This is a genomic window from Paludibacter sp. (assembly GCF_009712605.1).
Lineage (GTDB): Bacteria > Bacteroidota > Bacteroidia > Bacteroidales > Paludibacteraceae > Microbacter.
The window spans coordinates 454,102-471,044 of sequence record NZ_WASO01000015.1; the positions used below are offsets into that span (position 1 = coordinate 454,102).

General features: G+C 44.9%; 10 protein-coding genes. All 10 read left to right on the plus strand.

Going from position 1 to position 16,943, the window contains the following annotated elements; genetic code table 11:
- The first annotated feature begins 3 nt into the window (after positions 1-3).
- Positions 4-1,689 carry a RagB/SusD family nutrient uptake outer membrane protein gene (locus F8N35_RS14325; protein ID WP_293054465.1) on the plus strand — a complete coding sequence of 562 codons (1,686 nt, stop codon included), beginning with the start codon at positions 4-6 and terminating at the stop codon, positions 1,687-1,689.
- Between the two features lie 92 nt (positions 1,690-1,781).
- Positions 1,782-3,461 carry a DUF5018 domain-containing protein gene (locus tag F8N35_RS14330; protein WP_293054468.1) on the plus strand — a complete coding sequence of 560 codons (1,680 nt, stop codon included), beginning with the start codon at positions 1,782-1,784 and terminating at the stop codon, positions 3,459-3,461.
- An 82-nt stretch (positions 3,462-3,543) separates the two neighbouring features.
- Positions 3,544-4,911: an alpha amylase family protein gene (locus F8N35_RS14335; protein WP_293054470.1), complete on the plus strand. Its 1,368-nt coding sequence runs from the start codon at positions 3,544-3,546 to the stop codon at positions 4,909-4,911.
- A gap of 107 nt (positions 4,912-5,018) precedes the next feature.
- Complete coding sequence (locus F8N35_RS14340) at positions 5,019-7,199, plus strand: alpha-N-acetylglucosaminidase (RefSeq protein WP_293054473.1); 2,181 nt, start codon at positions 5,019-5,021, stop codon at positions 7,197-7,199.
- 11 nt (positions 7,200-7,210) lie between these two features.
- Positions 7,211-7,990, plus strand: coding sequence for a glycoside hydrolase family 16 protein (locus tag F8N35_RS14345; protein ID WP_293054476.1), 780 nt, complete (start codon positions 7,211-7,213; stop codon positions 7,988-7,990).
- Positions 7,991-8,023: 33 nt separating this feature from the next.
- On the plus strand, positions 8,024-9,163 hold the full coding sequence (locus F8N35_RS14350) for a DUF5009 domain-containing protein (protein WP_293054479.1): 1,140 nt from the start codon (positions 8,024-8,026) through the stop codon (positions 9,161-9,163).
- A 38-nt stretch (positions 9,164-9,201) separates the two neighbouring features.
- A complete protein-coding gene (locus tag F8N35_RS14355) occupies positions 9,202-10,656 on the plus strand; it encodes a calcineurin-like phosphoesterase family protein (protein WP_293054482.1) in 1,455 nt (484 codons plus the stop codon).
- Positions 10,657-11,045: 389 nt separating this feature from the next.
- Positions 11,046-13,748 (plus strand): sugar-binding domain-containing protein, encoded by a 2,703-nt coding sequence (locus F8N35_RS14360; protein WP_293054485.1) that lies wholly within the window; start codon positions 11,046-11,048, stop codon positions 13,746-13,748.
- 85 nt (positions 13,749-13,833) lie between these two features.
- Positions 13,834-15,708, plus strand: coding sequence for an FAD-dependent oxidoreductase (locus F8N35_RS14365; RefSeq protein WP_293054488.1), 1,875 nt, complete (start codon positions 13,834-13,836; stop codon positions 15,706-15,708).
- A 31-nt stretch (positions 15,709-15,739) separates the two neighbouring features.
- Positions 15,740-16,885: a DUF4434 domain-containing protein gene (locus F8N35_RS14370; RefSeq protein ID WP_293054491.1), complete on the plus strand. Its 1,146-nt coding sequence runs from the start codon at positions 15,740-15,742 to the stop codon at positions 16,883-16,885.
- Positions 16,886-16,943: the final 58 nt, after the last annotated feature.

Consider the following 16,943-nt stretch of genomic DNA (forward strand, 5'->3'; position numbering starts at 1 on the left):
GTTATGAAAAAATATTTTATCTGTCTCTTTTTTACGGTTGCAGCTCTTGGTTTTACCGGTTGTAACGATTTTTTGACCCCCGAATCTACCGATTCGTATAATGAAAGCACGGCATTTAGTAGCGAAAAAAATGCCAAGCTTTATATGAACTCTTTTTATACAATAATTAATAATTATGGTTTATTTGGGACTACTTATAAACTATTGAGTAATGATATAAATGGTAGCTCTTTTTTAGGCGGATGCATGTATGTTGACGGGTTATCCGATATCGAGAAATGTGCTGGTAGTACCATCGGCTCCAATGGAGCCGTGGCAAATTTATATGCCACAACTCCAAGTTTGATTACTCCGGATCAAAACTCGCTGAGTATCTGGGGAGATGCTTATACTTATATTCGTCTGATTAATCAGCTTATTAATGGCATAGACAATACTGCTAAATTTGAAGTAAATATTAAGACCCGTCTGAAAGCAGAAGCCCGTTTTTTCAGAGGATATCTTTACTTCCTGTTGATGCGTAATCATGGCAGTGTAATTCTGATGGATCAACTGACAACCGAAAAAAATCATGCACGCAGCTCAGCCAGTGCTTGCTGGGATTATGTGGCAGCCGATCTTGACTATGCAGCAACTAACTTGCCACAAGTATGGGAAAGTACCGATGCAGGACGTGTTACCAAAGGAGCTGCCTATGCCATGAAATCAAGGGCAATGCTTTATGCTGAACGCTGGCAGGAAGCTTATGATGCTGCCAATAAAGTGCAGGCAATGGTTGCTGATGGTACATACGCTCTCAACAGTTCGTATGCTAAGGCATTTGGATCCTATTTTGGAGATGGTAATAAAGAAGCTGTTCTTGAATACCGTTACAGCTATCCGAAGTTAACACACAATTTTGATTTTATTGCCAGTCCCGGTGGTGATAATGCCGGTTTCGGTGGCGACATTCAGCCTACACAGGAACTGGTGGAATCGTATGAGTATGCCGGTGGTGGAACTGTTGACTGGTCGGCATGGCATTCAGCAAACGTAACAACTACTCCTCCCTGGGCAAGTCTCGAACCACGTTTTCAGGCAACGGTGCTTTATCCGGGTTCATCGTGGAAAGGTAGAACAATTGAACCTTTCGAAGGTGGAAAAGACGGTTGGGTAGCCTATCCACCGGCAGCAGGTAGCAATAAAGGAGCTTCTGTTACAGGGTATTATTTGAGAAAATATGTGGATGAAACCCATACAGATCTGATTAATGTAAAGAGTTCGCAACCTTTGGTTGAAATCCGTTTGGCAGAAGTATATCTCAATTTTGCAGAGGCGGCATATCATTTGACCAAAACAGACGATGCAAACGGTGCCATAAACAAGGTAAGAAACAGGGTAGGATTACCATCCTTAAATTTGTCAGGAACTACTCTCCTTGATCAGATTAAAAAGGAACGTAAGCTTGAACTTGCTTGTGAAGGTCACCGCTACTGGGATTTGCGCAGATGGAAAGATGCAGTAAGTACTTTGACAGGCCTCTATGTGCACGGCCTCAAAACTACTGACAATGGTGGAGGAAGCTATACATACGATTATATTACCTGTGATGATGCTCCTCGTCAGTTCCCGTCAAAGTTCTACGCATTCCCGATCCCTTCTTCGGAATTAACGAACAATCCGTTGTGTGAACAAATAACCGGATGGTAATTGAATAGTGAAATCTATTGTCCGGCTTTAGATACATTGCAGATTAAGTCAGTCTGCAATGTGTCGGAACCGACATCTAAATAAAGTATATTATGAACAAAAAAATAATATTTCCGTTATTTGCGCTATTATTGATCCTGCTTAACGGATGTGCAGATATAGATCCCATGTTTAAGACAAAGAGCGATAAAAATTCAATGACCTCTTTGTACGTAACGTTTGCTAATGGAACCGGAGGGTTTACAGCAACCACAGGAGAACCTTACGATTCAAAACTGACCGTTGAAATTCCCTGGTATTATCCGGAAGGTAGCAAAATAGAGACGAAGTTGGATAGCCTGTTTGTGACGGCTACTTTGCCTAACAATGCCATAATGACTCCTTCCTTTGGTCTGGTAAATCTCACCTCACCTAAAACTTTTCAATTGAAAGCCCAGAATGGAGACGTTAAGGAGTATACCATTACGGCCGTACGCAAAAGAAGCAGTAGCAAGGAAATTAAATCGTTTAAGCTGAATGAGTCAGGTATAAGCGGAATTGTGGTCAATAATACAGTCGTCATTCCTTATACATCTGAAGATATTTCGAAGCAAACGGCAACCGTTGAATTGTCATATTACGCAAAAATTTCTCCGGATCCGGCAACGGTTCACGATTATACCAACCCGGTACAATATACGGTTACAGCCGATGATGGTACATCAACTGTATATACGGTAAAAATGGGGACTCCGGTGAAAGTTGATCAGGGCTTCTATTCGGCGAAGAAACTATGGTTCAAATCTGCCGGCGATATGGGATTCGACAGCTATGCTCAGATTTCAATTGCTGTAAGCGGAAACTATATTGTGTTACCAAGCTCAAACGAGTGGGTCGGTGGTTCTTCTGCAAAATATTATGATCGTAAGACCGGAAATTATGCCGGAGATCTGAATGTGTCCGGCGTGAACGGACTCTACGCGGTAGCCAATGACAGTAAAGGGCATATTGTGGGGATTAACAATCTGTATGCAGGCGAAAATGTATGCTTGTTCCGCTGGGATAATGCGACTTCTGCACCCAAATTGTTGGCACGCAGTACCGATTGGTCATGTGTAAACAGTAGTTTTTATGGTAGAAAATTATCAGTTTATGGAGATCTTGACGGGGATGCTGTAATCATGTCGACAACAGATGGTTCCGGAGGAGGAGCCGGAGGCGCTAACCGTATCTTAAAATGGGTAGTAAAAGGCGGAAATATCGTATCTCCCGATCCTGAAGTTCTGGTATATTCAAAAGCCTGGGGATGGGTAGCTAAAGCGGTTCCGACAGGTACGACAGCAACATCGAACTATTTTATTTGCTCTAATCTTCCAATTTTCATGGATTATCTGAACGGATCAACCAATACGTTGGTATCCTCTTTCAGTGCAAACTATCTGCCTGCAAAGCGAGATGCTACTCCTGCACTTACGTACTTTGAATTTAATAATGCCAAATACGCGGCAGTTGTTGATGCAAGTTCTTATAGCAGTGCAATGAATATTTTCAACATTACAGATCCGTCTAAAATAGGGACATCAAGCAGCAGCGGGGCATACTCGACATTCAGGGTATTCAGCGGCGATAATGATTATATACTGACATCCGCCGATCCAAACTGGAACATTACGGGAGAAATCGCTGTTGGTCCGGTATCAGCCGATGGATTTACCATGACAGTTTACTTCCTTGCAACCAATGGTGGGGTTGCGGCATATGAGTTAAGCTGTATTGATCCGACTAAAATATAATTCAGAAACCACAACATTTAACGGCAGGTTCTAAAAGCCCTGCTGTTAAATGTTTAGTCGCGTTATCACTATTTATATGACTATGAGAAAAAAATTGTTGTGCTTCGTTTTACTGATAGCTTGTTTTCATACTTTGGTTGTTTCGTGTGGAAAGTCGGAGGTGAAACTACCTCCCGATACATCCAAAACGGATCCTACAACTTCCACATCCGATACGGCAATTGTCAACCTGTTTAATAAAGCTCCGGTTATAGTGTGGATTGAAGCCGCAGCCAACTTTTCCCGATTGGGAACAGCCGACAAAATGGCAGCTACCTTTCAGAAACTTGCTGATATGGGGGCAAAAGGTATTGTGTTGGATGTGAAAGGAATTCCCGGTTTGGTGAGCTACAATTCACAGATTGCACAACAACTGAAAACCTGGAATGGTTACACACAAGCTGATGGCTTTGATTATTTGCAAAATGCAATTACCGAAGCAAAGAAAAAAGGATTGAAAGTGTTTGTTTCCATGAGCGTTTTTGCCGAGGGAATGAATTATTACGGAGTTAAATATGGAAAAGTATTCAACGATCCATCTTTTTCTGCCATCCAGAGTCAGGTGATGACAGCAATGGGAACAGTACAAAACATAACGGATGTCTACTCGTACGGGTTGCTTAATCCACTACAGCCCTTGGCGCAAAGCTACGAACTATCGCTGATTAAAGAGGTGGTGACTAACTATAATATCGATGGCTTTGTTTTGGATTACTGTCGGTTTTATGATATTTGTGCCGACTTTTCGGATTATACACTGGCAAAATTTAAAGACTGGGCCGGTTTGTCGAGTGTCAAGGCTACCGATATTGTGCAATCATGGACTACCTCAAACGGTTCTGTTGTTCCTGCTGTAACAGGCGCACAATATAAAAAATGGCTGGAATTCCGGGCGCAGACCATACATGATTTCGTTTCAAAAACCCGTGATGCTGTCAAAGCGATTAAACCGCATCTTGCATTTTGTTCCTATTCGGGAGCATGGTATGATTCTTACTATACTGTCGGGGTAAACTGGGCAAGTAAAAACTATGATCCGTCTTCTGAATTCTCTTGGGCAACATCGACCTATAAAAATACAGGCTATGCCGAATTGCTGGATATGTTTATGACGGGTAATTATACACCAACACTTACAGGAGCAGGATGGTGGACTGTGCAGGGTCAGATTGACGGAGCGAACCGGGTATTGAAAAATGCGAATATTCACTATGGAGCAATAGATATAGGGAATACCTCATGGAGTGACTTGCCGAACATGAAAAATGCAATTGTTATGCTGTTGCAACAAACCAAAGGTGTTATGCTGTTTGATCTCGTGCATATCGATGACCCGACAGCCAATCAGTTCAATAAACAATTGTATGATGATGTGAAGTCCGCAATCTCTCAGGGGTTGACAGGAAAATAGGGAACAGAATCAAGCTCATAGTTGAGTTCAAAGTTAGTATCTTATCTTTCCGGAAAATAATGACAATAAAAGGGAAAACACCATATTTGTATTGTTGCTTCATTGCAATGTTGAGTTTTTTTGTAACTCCCGGTTGTAAAGCTGATGCAGGAAATCAAACCGCAGCCGCCTATGCTCTTGTGAAGCGGGTTGTGCCACGAATGATTGATAAAGTTGTGGTGGAACTGGCTGATAAGCAGGATAAAAACGACTGGTTCGAACTGGAAAGCAAAGATGGTAAAATCATTTTGCGGGGAACAAATGGCGTTTCTGTTGCCAGTGCGTTGAACTATTATCTGAAGAATTATTGTCAATGTCAAATAACATGGAATGGCACGAATCTGAAATTGCCGTCAATTCTTCCTGTGGTTCCGACCAAAATTCACAAAGACACTCCGTATAACTACCGCTATTATCTCAATTACTGCACCTTCAACTATTCGATGAGCTGGTGGGACTGGAGCCGCTGGCAAAAAGAGATAGACTATATGGCACTCAACGGAATTAATATGCCACTGGCTCTTACCGGACAGAATATCGTGTGGTACAACGTGTACCGCAAGCTGGGATTTACGGATAAAGAGCTGGAGACGTTTTTTAGCGGACCGGCATATTTCAGTTGGTTCTGGATGGGCAATCTTGACGGTTGGGGTGGGCCTCTGCCCAAAAGCTGGATGACGGATCATGAGGCTTTGCAAAAGCAAATTCTGGCTCGTGAGCGGGAATTGGGCATGACACCCGTTTTGCCGGCGTTTACCGGCCATGTTCCTCCTGCATTTAATGAAAAGTATCCTGAAGCTTCACTTAAAAAAACGACATGGCTTGACTATCCTCAGGTGAATATTCTCGATCCTCAAGACCCTATGTTTGAGAAAATAGGAAAGCTTTTTATAGAAGAAGAGACAAAATTATATGGAACGGATCACCTCTATTCGTCGGATACATTCAACGAAAATCTCCCACCTACAAACGACACCACTTATTTGAGCAATGTGAGTGGTAAAATTTATGGTGTGATGAAATCCGCTGATCCTGAAGCAACCTGGGTGATGCAGGGCTGGATGTTCTATTACCAGTCTGATTTTTGGAAACCGGCTCAGATGAAAGCGGTCTTAAATGCCGTTCCCGAAAACCGAATGATTATTCTCGACCTCTGGAGCGAAACTCATCCCGTGTGGCAACAAACGGAGGCCTATTATGGAAAACCATGGATGTGGTGTATGTTGCATAATTTCGGAGGCAATGTCAGTATGCGGGGGAATCTGAAAACGGTGGCCACAGCTCCTTCTGCAGCTTTGAATGATCCGAAATCAGGCAATATGGTGGGTATAGGACTAACTCCCGAGGCAATTGAACAAAATCCGGTGATGTACGAGTTGATGCTCGAAAACGTATGGAATAAACAACCTGTTGATGTGGATAGCTGGCTCAAAGATTATGTAATCCGAAGATATGGGAAGTTGAATGAAGATGCACAGAAAGCATGGACGATTTTGCTTAATACGGTGTATGCTTCCGATAATCAGAATGATGGCTCACAAAACGTGATCACCTCCCGGCCTACACTTCAACGGGGAACTCCAAAGCATACGTATAAATCAGAAGACTTGTTGCCTGCGTGGAAATTGATGATTAAAGCATCGTCGAACTTACAACAGAGCGATGGATTCCGGTATGATCTCGTGGATTTGACCCGTCAGGTGTTGGTGAATTACGCTGACACGCTGCATTCGGCGATCGCTTCAGCTTATGCGAAACGAGATAAGGGCAACTTGGAAAAACTGACTGGAGACTTTCTGAGTTTACTTGATGATCTTGACGATTTGCTTGCAACACGCAACGATTTTTTACTGGGGCCGTGGATAGAATCGGCGAAACGATGTGGACATACGAAAGATGAAAAAATGCTTTATGAGAAGAATGCACGCGACCAGATTACGTTGTGGGGCGGAGAGAAAAGTGTATTGCACGATTATGCCTGCAAACAGTGGGCCGGACTTATGAAAGACTTTTATAAACAACGCTGGCAGATTTTCTTCGCAGCAATGAAACAATCAGCATTGACCAATGAAAAGCCTTCTTTTGACAAGATAAATCAACAGATTGCAAGCTTTGAATGGAAATGGGTAAACCAAACCACTCCCGTTTATCCGGAAGTGCCGCTGGGTAATTCTGTGGAAATGGCGAAAAAGCTGTTCCATAAGTATCAACCGGTTCTTGAACGAACCTATGGAATAACCAGAGAATAAACCTGAATGTAATGAAACGATTTGAAACTATACTACTGACTTTGTCATTGTGTGTGATGGTATTCGGGCAAACTAAAATGACAAATAATGCAATGTCGCAAAAACGTGTTACACCTAAATCGATGGGCTACTCGTTGGTTTGGGAAGATCAGTTTAACGGTAAATCGCTGGATACAACCAAATGGAATGTGCGTGGGGTAGGACCTCGTCGGATCGGATATAATTCGGCAGAAGCGGTAAAAGTAGAAGATGGATACCTCAAATTGTATGCTCTGCAAAAAGGTGACAGCATTCTGGGTAGTGCCGTTGGAACGGCTAATCATTTTCAACCGAAATACGGCTATTTCGAGTGCCAGGCAAAGCTGCAGGAGTCGATAGGAGTCTGGGCTGCATTCTGGATTCAGTCCCCGGAAATCTTTAAGGGTGAAGATCCTGCCAGATATGGTACGGAAATGGATATTTTCGAGTTCTTCAAAGAGATCGGAACAGATACTTTAACGCATTCTCTTCACTGGGCGTACGGCCCCCATATGCAGTCTGTCGGACCAATGAAGAGTTATCTGAAAGGGTTAAGCAAAGGATTTCATGTGTATGGTTTTGAATGGACTCCCGAAAAGTATGCTTTTTTTATCGATGGATATAAGTTTTACGAAGAAACCCGTGGCATTTCAAATATTCCCGAATACATGATTCTGAGCATGGAATTGCCAGAAACCAGAAAAAGTCTTGAAAATACCGTTTTTCCGGATGTTTTTGTAGTTGATTGGGTGAAAGTATATCAAAAGAAATAGGAAAGGATTTGATTAATAGTTAGCCTAAACACAATGAGTCAAAATCTATCAACATCAGTTTCACAACGTTTTACCGCTCTCGATATTTTTCGGGGAATGACGGTGTGTTTTATGATTATTGTCAATACTCCCGGTAATGGTGCAACGACTTACTGGCCTTTGCTTCATGCCAATTGGCACGGTTTTACACCTACCGATCTGGTGTTTCCTTCTTTCCTCTTTGCAGTGGGCAATGCGTTGAGTTTTGCCATGAAAAAATGGGATAAAATGTCGCAGGGGCAGGTAGTTTATTCAATTCTGAAACGGACGTTTCTCATTTTTCTGGCGGGATATCTGATGTATTGGTTTCCGTTCTTTACGTTCGACGGTCAGTCGCACCTGATGCTTTCTCCCATCTCGCATACCCGCATTATGGGGGTGTTACAACGTATAGCACTGTGTTATGGTATCGTAGCTTTGATGATTTATTTCTTCGATAAAAAAATAACGATTCGGATCAGTATCGCTTTGTTGTTCATCTATTGGGCGCTACTCTATTTCTTTGGAGTACAGGGCGCAGAATATACAAGAACGGGTAATGCCGTGCTTCGTCTTGATTCGGTTTTATTAGGAACCAGCCATTTGTACACAGGCGAAGGCTTTCCGTTCGATCCCGAGGGTTTATTGAGTACATTATCCGCGATATTCAATGTAGTGGCAGGGTTTGCTGTTGGAAGTTTCTTGCAGAAGAAGGGTCTCTCTTTTGAGGCTATTGCCAGGATATTACTTGCGGCATGCGGACTGTTGTTTCTGGCCTATTGCTGGAACGATTTTCTTCCAGTCAATAAAAAGCTATGGACCAGCTCTTATGCTTTGTTGACGGTTGGGCTGGACTGTGTGCTGTTATCATTTGTCATCTTCATTGTGGATTTTGTGAAGTTTACCCGGGGATCCTATTTCTTCCAGGTATTCGGGCGAAATCCGCTGTTTATTTACCTGCTTGCCGAACTGGGAGTAACTGTAATGTTCCTCATTCCGGTTGGAGGTGAATCACTTTACGGCTGGCTTTACAATCATATTTTTATCCATGCCGGAGCCTATTTTGGTTCATTCCTGTTTGCCATTTGGTGGATGCTAACCTGCTGGGTAGTGGGTCTTTTGCTCGACAAGAAAAAAATATACATCAAATTGTAGGAGTGAATCTTTCTCGATTTTTCGATTAAATCTTTGTAATGCAATTATATAAAGCTATAAAAAATCATATTGCATCGAAATTGCTGCCCGTTGTAATGGTTTTACTTTTGTGCGGAATGAATGTCCGGGCGGTAAAACTGAAAGGGACTGTTTCGTGCAATGGTAAAGGGATTGCCAATGTAGAAATTACGGATGGTAATACCTGTACACTGACCGATAACAAAGGTCGCTATCGACTGATCTCTGAACACGCTCGCTTTGTTTATATATCTACTCCGGCAGGTTATCTTGCTCCACGGAAGAAGTCGCTTCCTGTATTTTACAAGCAAATAGAAAACGGTGTGAAGAGGTACGATTTCGCGCTGGAAAAAAATTCGAAGGACGATACGCATCATTTGTTTTTGGTACAGGCCGATGTGCAACTGATTGATACTGCTTGTTTGCGACAGTACAACGCGATGATTCCCGACTGTGTCGATCTGATTCGTCAGAACCGTGATCTGGATGTTTTTGGTGTTGATTGCGGCGACATTGTGGGTGATACGCACGGTCTGTATTCTGGCTATCTGAAGGCTGCTGACCGCATGGATGTTCCCGTCTTTCGGGCTATCGGCAATCACGATATGGACTATTTCGGTCGCTCGCACGAGACTTCGACCCACACGTTCGAAGATTGGTTCGGCCCTACGCGTTTCTCTTTCAACAAGGGAAAAGCGCACTATATCGTTATCGATAATAACTTTTTTATCGGTCGCGACTATTTCTACATGGGGTATGTGGATGAAAAAACGTTTCACTGGCTCGAGCAGGATCTGTCGTACGTGCAGAAAGGTTCCACGGTTTTCCTGATTATGCATATTCCGACCCGGCTGAACGAGCAGAAACAGCAGTTTGCCTATACTTACTCCAATGTGGCCGATCAAACGGTCAATTATCCGGTGCTGTATGACATGTTGAAGCCTTTCAAAACGCACATTATCGATGGCCACATGCACTACAATCTTACCATGGTGCAATCGCCAACGATGATTGAACACAATACCGGCGCTGTTTGCGGAACCTGGTGGCTGACCGATATTTGTTTGGACGGTACGCCGCGTGGCTATGGAGTTTACGAAGTGAACGGCGACAGTGTTTCGTGGTATTATAAGAGTGCTGGTTATCCGAAGAGCTATCAGATGCGGGTTTATCCGGCTGGATCGGTGACGGTCTATCCCAACGACATTATTGCCAACGTGTGGAACTGGGATTCGGCATGGAAGGTGGAGTGGAGTGAAAACGGGGTGATTCAGGGTGAAATGAACCGTTTCACCGGAAGCGACCCCGACGCGGCTGCATTTTGCTCTGATAAGAAACGGGTGAAATACGACTGGATTTCCGTCTTTTCCACCGATCACCTTTTCAGGGCAACGCCGCACGATAAAAATGCCCGAATTGAGGTGAAAGTGACCGATCGTTTCGGGAATGTATACCGGCAAAATTTAAACCACTGATTTACTGAGCTCTGCATGAGTAGGTAACATCGAAATGGAACAGGTTTGCTTTTGAAATTATTGGCAAAATCAGACCCGAAGGGATAAACATAAAATTCCAAACCGACGAAAAGCTGTTTGAGTGAGTAGGTCATCTACTGAAGTTTATTATTGAGGCAATGCTTTATGGCCGAGCGAACGAGTTCTTTTCGTCACTGTTTTTGCTTACTTTTTGCGCCAAAAAGTAAGGCCTGCCGCAGGCAAAGAACAAATTAATTCCGGTACATCAAAAATGACATAAACTTCTTTTTGTAGGTGAATAATATGTATTAACACACGACAAGATAGCCATGAGACACTTTCTTCTTCTATACTTCTTTGCTCTATTGCTCCCAGCTTCAGCCCAAAAAATGAAGTTGTCGGATCACTGGGCAATAAAAAGCACGCTCGAAGTAAAAGGGATGGACGAGCAAGTGTCTTTGGTGGGTTATGGAGTCGCAGACTGGTATTCAACCTCACTGCCTACAACCGTACTCAATGTCTTTGTGAAAAACGGCATTTATCCTGATCCTCGTCTGGCAATGAACAATTTCCTGATCCCCGATGTGTCGGACAACTTCAATGCACGGTTGGGATTGGCGAAATACAGCTATCTCAAAAGCAAACAAAATCCATGGAAGGATGCTTACTGGTTTCGCACCGAGACGATGTTCCCGAAACAGTATAAAGGCAAACACGTTTGGCTGGCATTCAACGGGATCAATTACCGTGTCGATATATGGGTCAACGGACATCTGGTGGCCGATAGCAGTCGGGTGTCGGGCATGTTCCGGCGATTTCGCTTCGACATTACACCTTATGCGTTGCCCGGAGAGAAAAATTGCATTGCCGTGAAGATGTATCAGGTGGATCATCCGGACGATCCCGAACCGGGTACTCAGTTTGAAGTTTTCGGAACCACACGCGGCCATGCTACCGATATTTTCAAGGACGAAACACTGAAAATGTCCGGCGGTTGGGATTGTGCTCCGGTGGTACGCGACCGCAACATGGGCATCTATCAGGATGTATTTGTAGAGGCAACAGGCGATGTTGTCGTGGAACACCCGTACGTAACCACCACCTTACCGTTGCCCGATACATCGCGGGCCGATATTCGTATCAAAGCGGAGTTGAGGAATCTTTCCGGTCATCCGGTAAAAGGAATACTGGTGGCCAATATTCAGTTGATTAACGAATTGGAATTTCCATCGTATACCAAGCACTTGGGCGGATCGATGCATTCGGTGGAGGTGGGAAAAGAGCTGTTGCTGCAACCGGGAGAAACGCGAGAGGTGGAACTGTCGCCCGCAGAATTTGCGAAACTGACGATTCATAATCCCTATCTATGGTATCCTAACGGTTATGGCAAACAATATTTGCACCGGTTGCGGCTTTCGTTCCGTACCGTCGGCGGAGAGTCGGACGTGAAGGAACTGACCTTCGGTATCCGGCAGGTGACCACCGAGCTGAAACGGATCGGCGATGAGGCCGGACGGGTTTTTCGTATCAACGGGAAACGTATTTTTTGTAAAGGTGGCTGGTTGCAGCCCGACATGTTGCTTGATATGAGCCGCAAGCGGATTTTTGATGAGGCACGCCTGCTGGCGGAAGCCGGAATGAACGTGATAGGCAGCGAAGATATGCCGACACCTACCGACGATATGATGGAGGCGTGCGACAAGTACGGATTGATGTATTGGGAAATTTTCTTTCAGTGCTGGCGTATGTACCCCGGAAGCGATTGGGCTCACTATCCACTCGATCACGCGCTGGCCAAAGCCGAAGCCAAAGACATGGTGTTGCGCTACCGTAACCATCCGTCGGTGACGGCCTGGTTTCTGGCCAACGAGGTGATTGTGGATGAGGATCTCTATCGTGCTGCGAAGTCTACGGTGAAGGAACTCGACCCGACACGTCCCTTTATCCCCACCACCAGCATCGACTGGAATGTAGAGAAGTTAACGCCGTATATGCAAGATGATTTGCCAACGGGCATGACCGATGACGGTGCTCCCGATTACAACTGGAATCCTCCGGCATACTATTTTGACAAGGTGAACGAGGTACATCTGCAGATGTTCCGCAACGAACTGGGTGTGCCTTCGATACCTGTTTACCGTAGCCTGAAAAAGTTTATTCCAACAGTGACGATTCCCCGGAGTCAGACCCGCAATCCGATCTATCCACTCGATAGCCTGTGGGCCGAACATGGCGCCTGGGATGGTAATAACTACTGTTTTCGTTCATACGACAACGCGATTAGAACCTTGTATGGCAATCCCGCAACAGCCGAAGAGTATGCCGACCGGGCACAACTGGTCAATGCCGATAGCTACCGGGCGATGTTTGAGGCTGCCAATCACCGGATGTGGAACATTACCAGTGGCGTGATGCTCTGGAAACTCAACTCCTGCTGGCCCGATGTAGGATGGCAAATCTACGACTGGTTTTTGCAACCGAACGCGGCCTACTATTTCTCGAAGAAGGCTACGGAGCCGTTGCACATTCAGATGAATGCCGATAGCCGGATGGTGTCGGTTATCAATGCAACACATCACGATCGGAACCGGTTGACGGTGGAAGCTTCCGTTGTTGGTTTCGATATGAAAACGGTGTGGAGCCGAACCGATACCGTATCGGTCGCAGCTGATAGTTACCGCGAAATGACCTCCGTTCCGAAACAGACGAGCGGTACTCCCATTTATTTTGTGAAACTCGCATTGAAAGATGCTGCTGGTAAACTGCTGTCTGATAATCTCTACTGGGAGTGTTCGCAACACGAGGATTTTTCAGCGTTGGCATCGCTTGCTAAACCTCAATTAAAACAGCAAATTACGATGTCTGAACAAGGCAGGGAGAAACAGTGGACTATCCGATTGAAAAATGAAACCGGTCAACTCTCTTTTTTCAATCGACTATCGTTGACGGATGAAAAAAGCAAGGAAGAAATACTCCCTTCATTCTGGAGCGACAACTATGTCTCCCTTTTTCCGGGCGAAGAAAAAACGATTACTGTAGTAGTTGCCAATGACGATCTGGAAGGAAAGCAACCCAAGGTGGAGATTAAATAGCTGTATTGAAACGTGATCGGGCGGAATCCCCCGTTGCAAGAATGGGTAAACGAGATATTCGACGAACAATAAACACAATAAATAGATGAAGCGTTTTTTAGTGATGATGAGTCTTGTAAGCAGCCTTTTTGCTTACGGACAAAAGACGATCAATACTGATGTGTTGATCGTTGGGGGAGGAGCGAGCGGAACAGCCGCCGCCATTCAGGCGGCACGTGCCGGAGTGAAGGTGGTGGTGACGGAAGAAACGACTTGGTTGGGCGGCATGCTGACGGCCGCCGGCGTTTCGTGCACCGACGGCAATCACCAGTTGTCATCAGGTCTCTGGGGTGATTTTCGCGAACGGTTGTATGCTCATTACGGTAGTCCTGAAGCGGTGCATACCGGTTGGGTGAGTTATACGCTTTTCGAACCGTCGGTCGGGAACCGTATTTGGAAACAGATGGTGGCTGAATATCCTTGCATACAGGTGCTTTACAGTACCAAGCTGTTGAGCTTACACAAAAACGAAAAAGGTTGGCATGCTGTGGTCAAGGGTAAATCGCAGACAAACATTACTGCAAAAATCGTGATCGACGGCACAGAACTGGGTGATGTGGCAAAACTGTGTGGCGTGAAGTACGATATCGGGATGGATGCCCGTAGCCTCACCGGCGAACCGCAGGCGCTCGAAAAGGGCAATGATTATATTCAGGATATGACCATGGTGGCTATCCTGAAAGATTACGGCCAGGGCGCCGATAAAACCATCCCAAAACCGAAGGGCTACAACGAGAAAGAATATGCATGCACCTGCAAAGAGGTTTGTGATGACTTTTCCAATCCCCGAATAACCGAGATGAATTCCTGTAAGGATATGATGACTTATGGAAAATTACCTAATGGTAAGTATATGATTAACTGGCCCAGTCAGGGCAACGACTATTATGTCAATTCCATTGAGATGACCGATAAGGAACGAAAGGTAGCTTACGATAAAGCCCGTTTGTTTACGCTGGGTTACGTTTATTTTCTCCAAACAAAGCTCGGACTGAAGAATCTCGGTTTGGCCGACGATGAGTTCCCTACTGCCGATAAATTAGCCTTGATACCTTATCACCGCGAGTCGCGACGCATTCACGGATTGGTACAGTTCCGCTTTCAGGACATTAAAACACCTTACGATTTGCCCGAAAAATATTACCGTACCGGCATCGCCGTGGGTAACTATCCCTGTGATCATCATCGCATCAAGTGTTGCCCCAATCCGCCAAAGCTAGAAGGAACGGGCTCTATTCCTGCATTCAGCATTCCGGCCGGAGTAATGATTCCGAAAGATGTAGATGGCTTGCTGGTTGCCGAAAAATCGATTTCGGTCACTAATATCGTGAATGGCAGTACCCGTTTACAACCGGTTGTGATCGAACTGGGTCAGGCGGCAGGAGCGTTGGCAGCGTTGGCAGTGAAGGAGGCTAAAAGTCCGAAAGATATCGATATTCGGGCATGGCAATCGGTTCTTGTGCAGAGCAAAGCCTTTATTATGCCCTATCTCGATGTGAAACGCGAAAGCCCTTTCTGGGAGAGTGTCCAACGAATCGGTGCTACCGGCATTATCAAAGGAATTCCCGAAGCTTATCAGTGGGAAAACCGCATGTGGTTCAAACCCGATACGACTGTCACGAAAGCTGAATTCAGTGCCGGCATTGACGATTTTGCTCCGGGCATTATTCCCTCTGTCAAAGAAAAAACATTGCTGACGGTTGGCGATGCGGTGAAAGATGTCTGGTTGCTCTATTCAAAGATGATTCAGCCGGTGGACGAGTCCTTCTTTACAGGGGAAGTCAGTCGTGAATGGCAAAAACTGTTTGGTAGCTACGATGTGGAAAAACCGATCACTCGTTTGCAACTGGCCGTACTACTCGATAAGTCGATCAATCCGTTTGTCCTTAAACAAGTCGACTTCAAAGGTGACTTTCATTAACCATTAATCACTAACCATTAACCATTGACTTATGTCTTCTACCCGACGCGATTTTATGAAAAAGGCAGCCCTCGCAACGGCGGCTGTCGGAATGGGTGCATCGCTCATCAGCGCCGATTATAAACCCAACGATCCTGATCTGGAGTTTCTCTATAATTTGAAGAACGACGAACAGAAGCGGAAACAACAAGCAGATAAAACTCATTTCAAAGACGATAAATACCGCATCATTCCAAAAGGGGAAGGATTGCCTATTACCGGAACCTTTTTGGATGAAATTACATGGGATATTCCTTCGCAAAACTGGGGCGTGGAGGCCTGGGATCGGGATTTTGCGGCAATGAAACATGCAGGTATCGATACAGTGGTAATGATCCGTGGGGCGTTCGGTCGCTATATGACTTTTCGCTCGGAAATGCTGATGAAGTACGAAGGCGACTATATGTATGAACCGGCTCAGGATCTGCTTGGAATGTTTCTGGATTTGGCGGATAAATACGGAATGAATTTCTATTGCGGTATTTTCGATACCGGTCGTTATTGGTTAACCGGCGATTACAAGAAAGAAGTGGAAATCAATAAGCTATTCATCGACGAGGTCTGGTCGAAATATGGTCATCACAAATCGTTTTACGGCTGGTATTTATCGCAGGAGGTAAGTCGTCGCTTGGGTGGAATTATCGAATCGTTTGCCGAAATCGGCCGTCATGCCAAAGAGGTGTCGGGTGGAAAACCCTGTCTTATCTCACCGTTTATCCATGGCGTAAAAACCGATCAGGTGATGGGAGGAGATAAGGCAACCACGGTAGAGCAGCACACGAAAGACTGGACGGAAATACTCTCGGCTATCAAAGGCTCTGTGGATACGCTGGCATTTCAGGACGGACAGGTGGATTATCACGAATTGAAGGAGTATCTGGTTGCCAACAAAGAGCTAGCTTCCAAGTTTGGAATGCATTGCTGGACAAATGTCGAATCGTTTGACCGCGACATGCCGATCCGTTTTCTTCCCATTCGTTGGGATAAGCTGATTAAGAAGCTTAAGCATTCGCAGGAAGCCGGTATGGAAAAAGCGATTACGTTTGAGTTTTCGCATTTTATGAGTCCGAATTCGGCTTATCAGCAGGCCGGAAATCTTTATAAATTGTATTGCGAACACTACGGTATTCGGGTGTAGGTCTGCTTTTACAAAAAAAAACAGACTTCTCCTCCTAACCTCCTCTCCCGAAGAGAGG

Excerpts from the sequence above, each read along its gene's own strand:
- F8N35_RS14370 (WP_293054491.1), top strand. The coding sequence starts at position 15,740 with ATGTCTTCTACCCGACGCGATTTTATGAAAAAGGCAGCCCTCGCAACG.
- F8N35_RS14335 (WP_293054470.1), top strand. The coding sequence starts at position 3,544 with ATGAGAAAAAAATTGTTGTGCTTCGTTTTACTGATAGCTTGTTTTCAT.
- F8N35_RS14325 (WP_293054465.1), top strand. The coding sequence starts at position 4 with ATGAAAAAATATTTTATCTGTCTCTTTTTTACGGTTGCAGCTCTTGGT.
- F8N35_RS14360 (WP_293054485.1), top strand. The coding sequence starts at position 11,046 with ATGAAGTTGTCGGATCACTGGGCAATAAAAAGCACGCTCGAAGTAAAA.
- F8N35_RS14330 (WP_293054468.1), top strand. The coding sequence starts at position 1,782 with ATGAACAAAAAAATAATATTTCCGTTATTTGCGCTATTATTGATCCTG.
- F8N35_RS14345 (WP_293054476.1), top strand. The coding sequence starts at position 7,211 with ATGAAACGATTTGAAACTATACTACTGACTTTGTCATTGTGTGTGATG.
- F8N35_RS14340 (WP_293054473.1), top strand. The coding sequence starts at position 5,019 with ATGTTGAGTTTTTTTGTAACTCCCGGTTGTAAAGCTGATGCAGGAAAT.
- F8N35_RS14355 (WP_293054482.1), top strand. The coding sequence starts at position 9,202 with ATGCAATTATATAAAGCTATAAAAAATCATATTGCATCGAAATTGCTG.
- F8N35_RS14365 (WP_293054488.1), top strand. The coding sequence starts at position 13,834 with ATGAAGCGTTTTTTAGTGATGATGAGTCTTGTAAGCAGCCTTTTTGCT.
- F8N35_RS14350 (WP_293054479.1), top strand. The coding sequence starts at position 8,024 with ATGAGTCAAAATCTATCAACATCAGTTTCACAACGTTTTACCGCTCTC.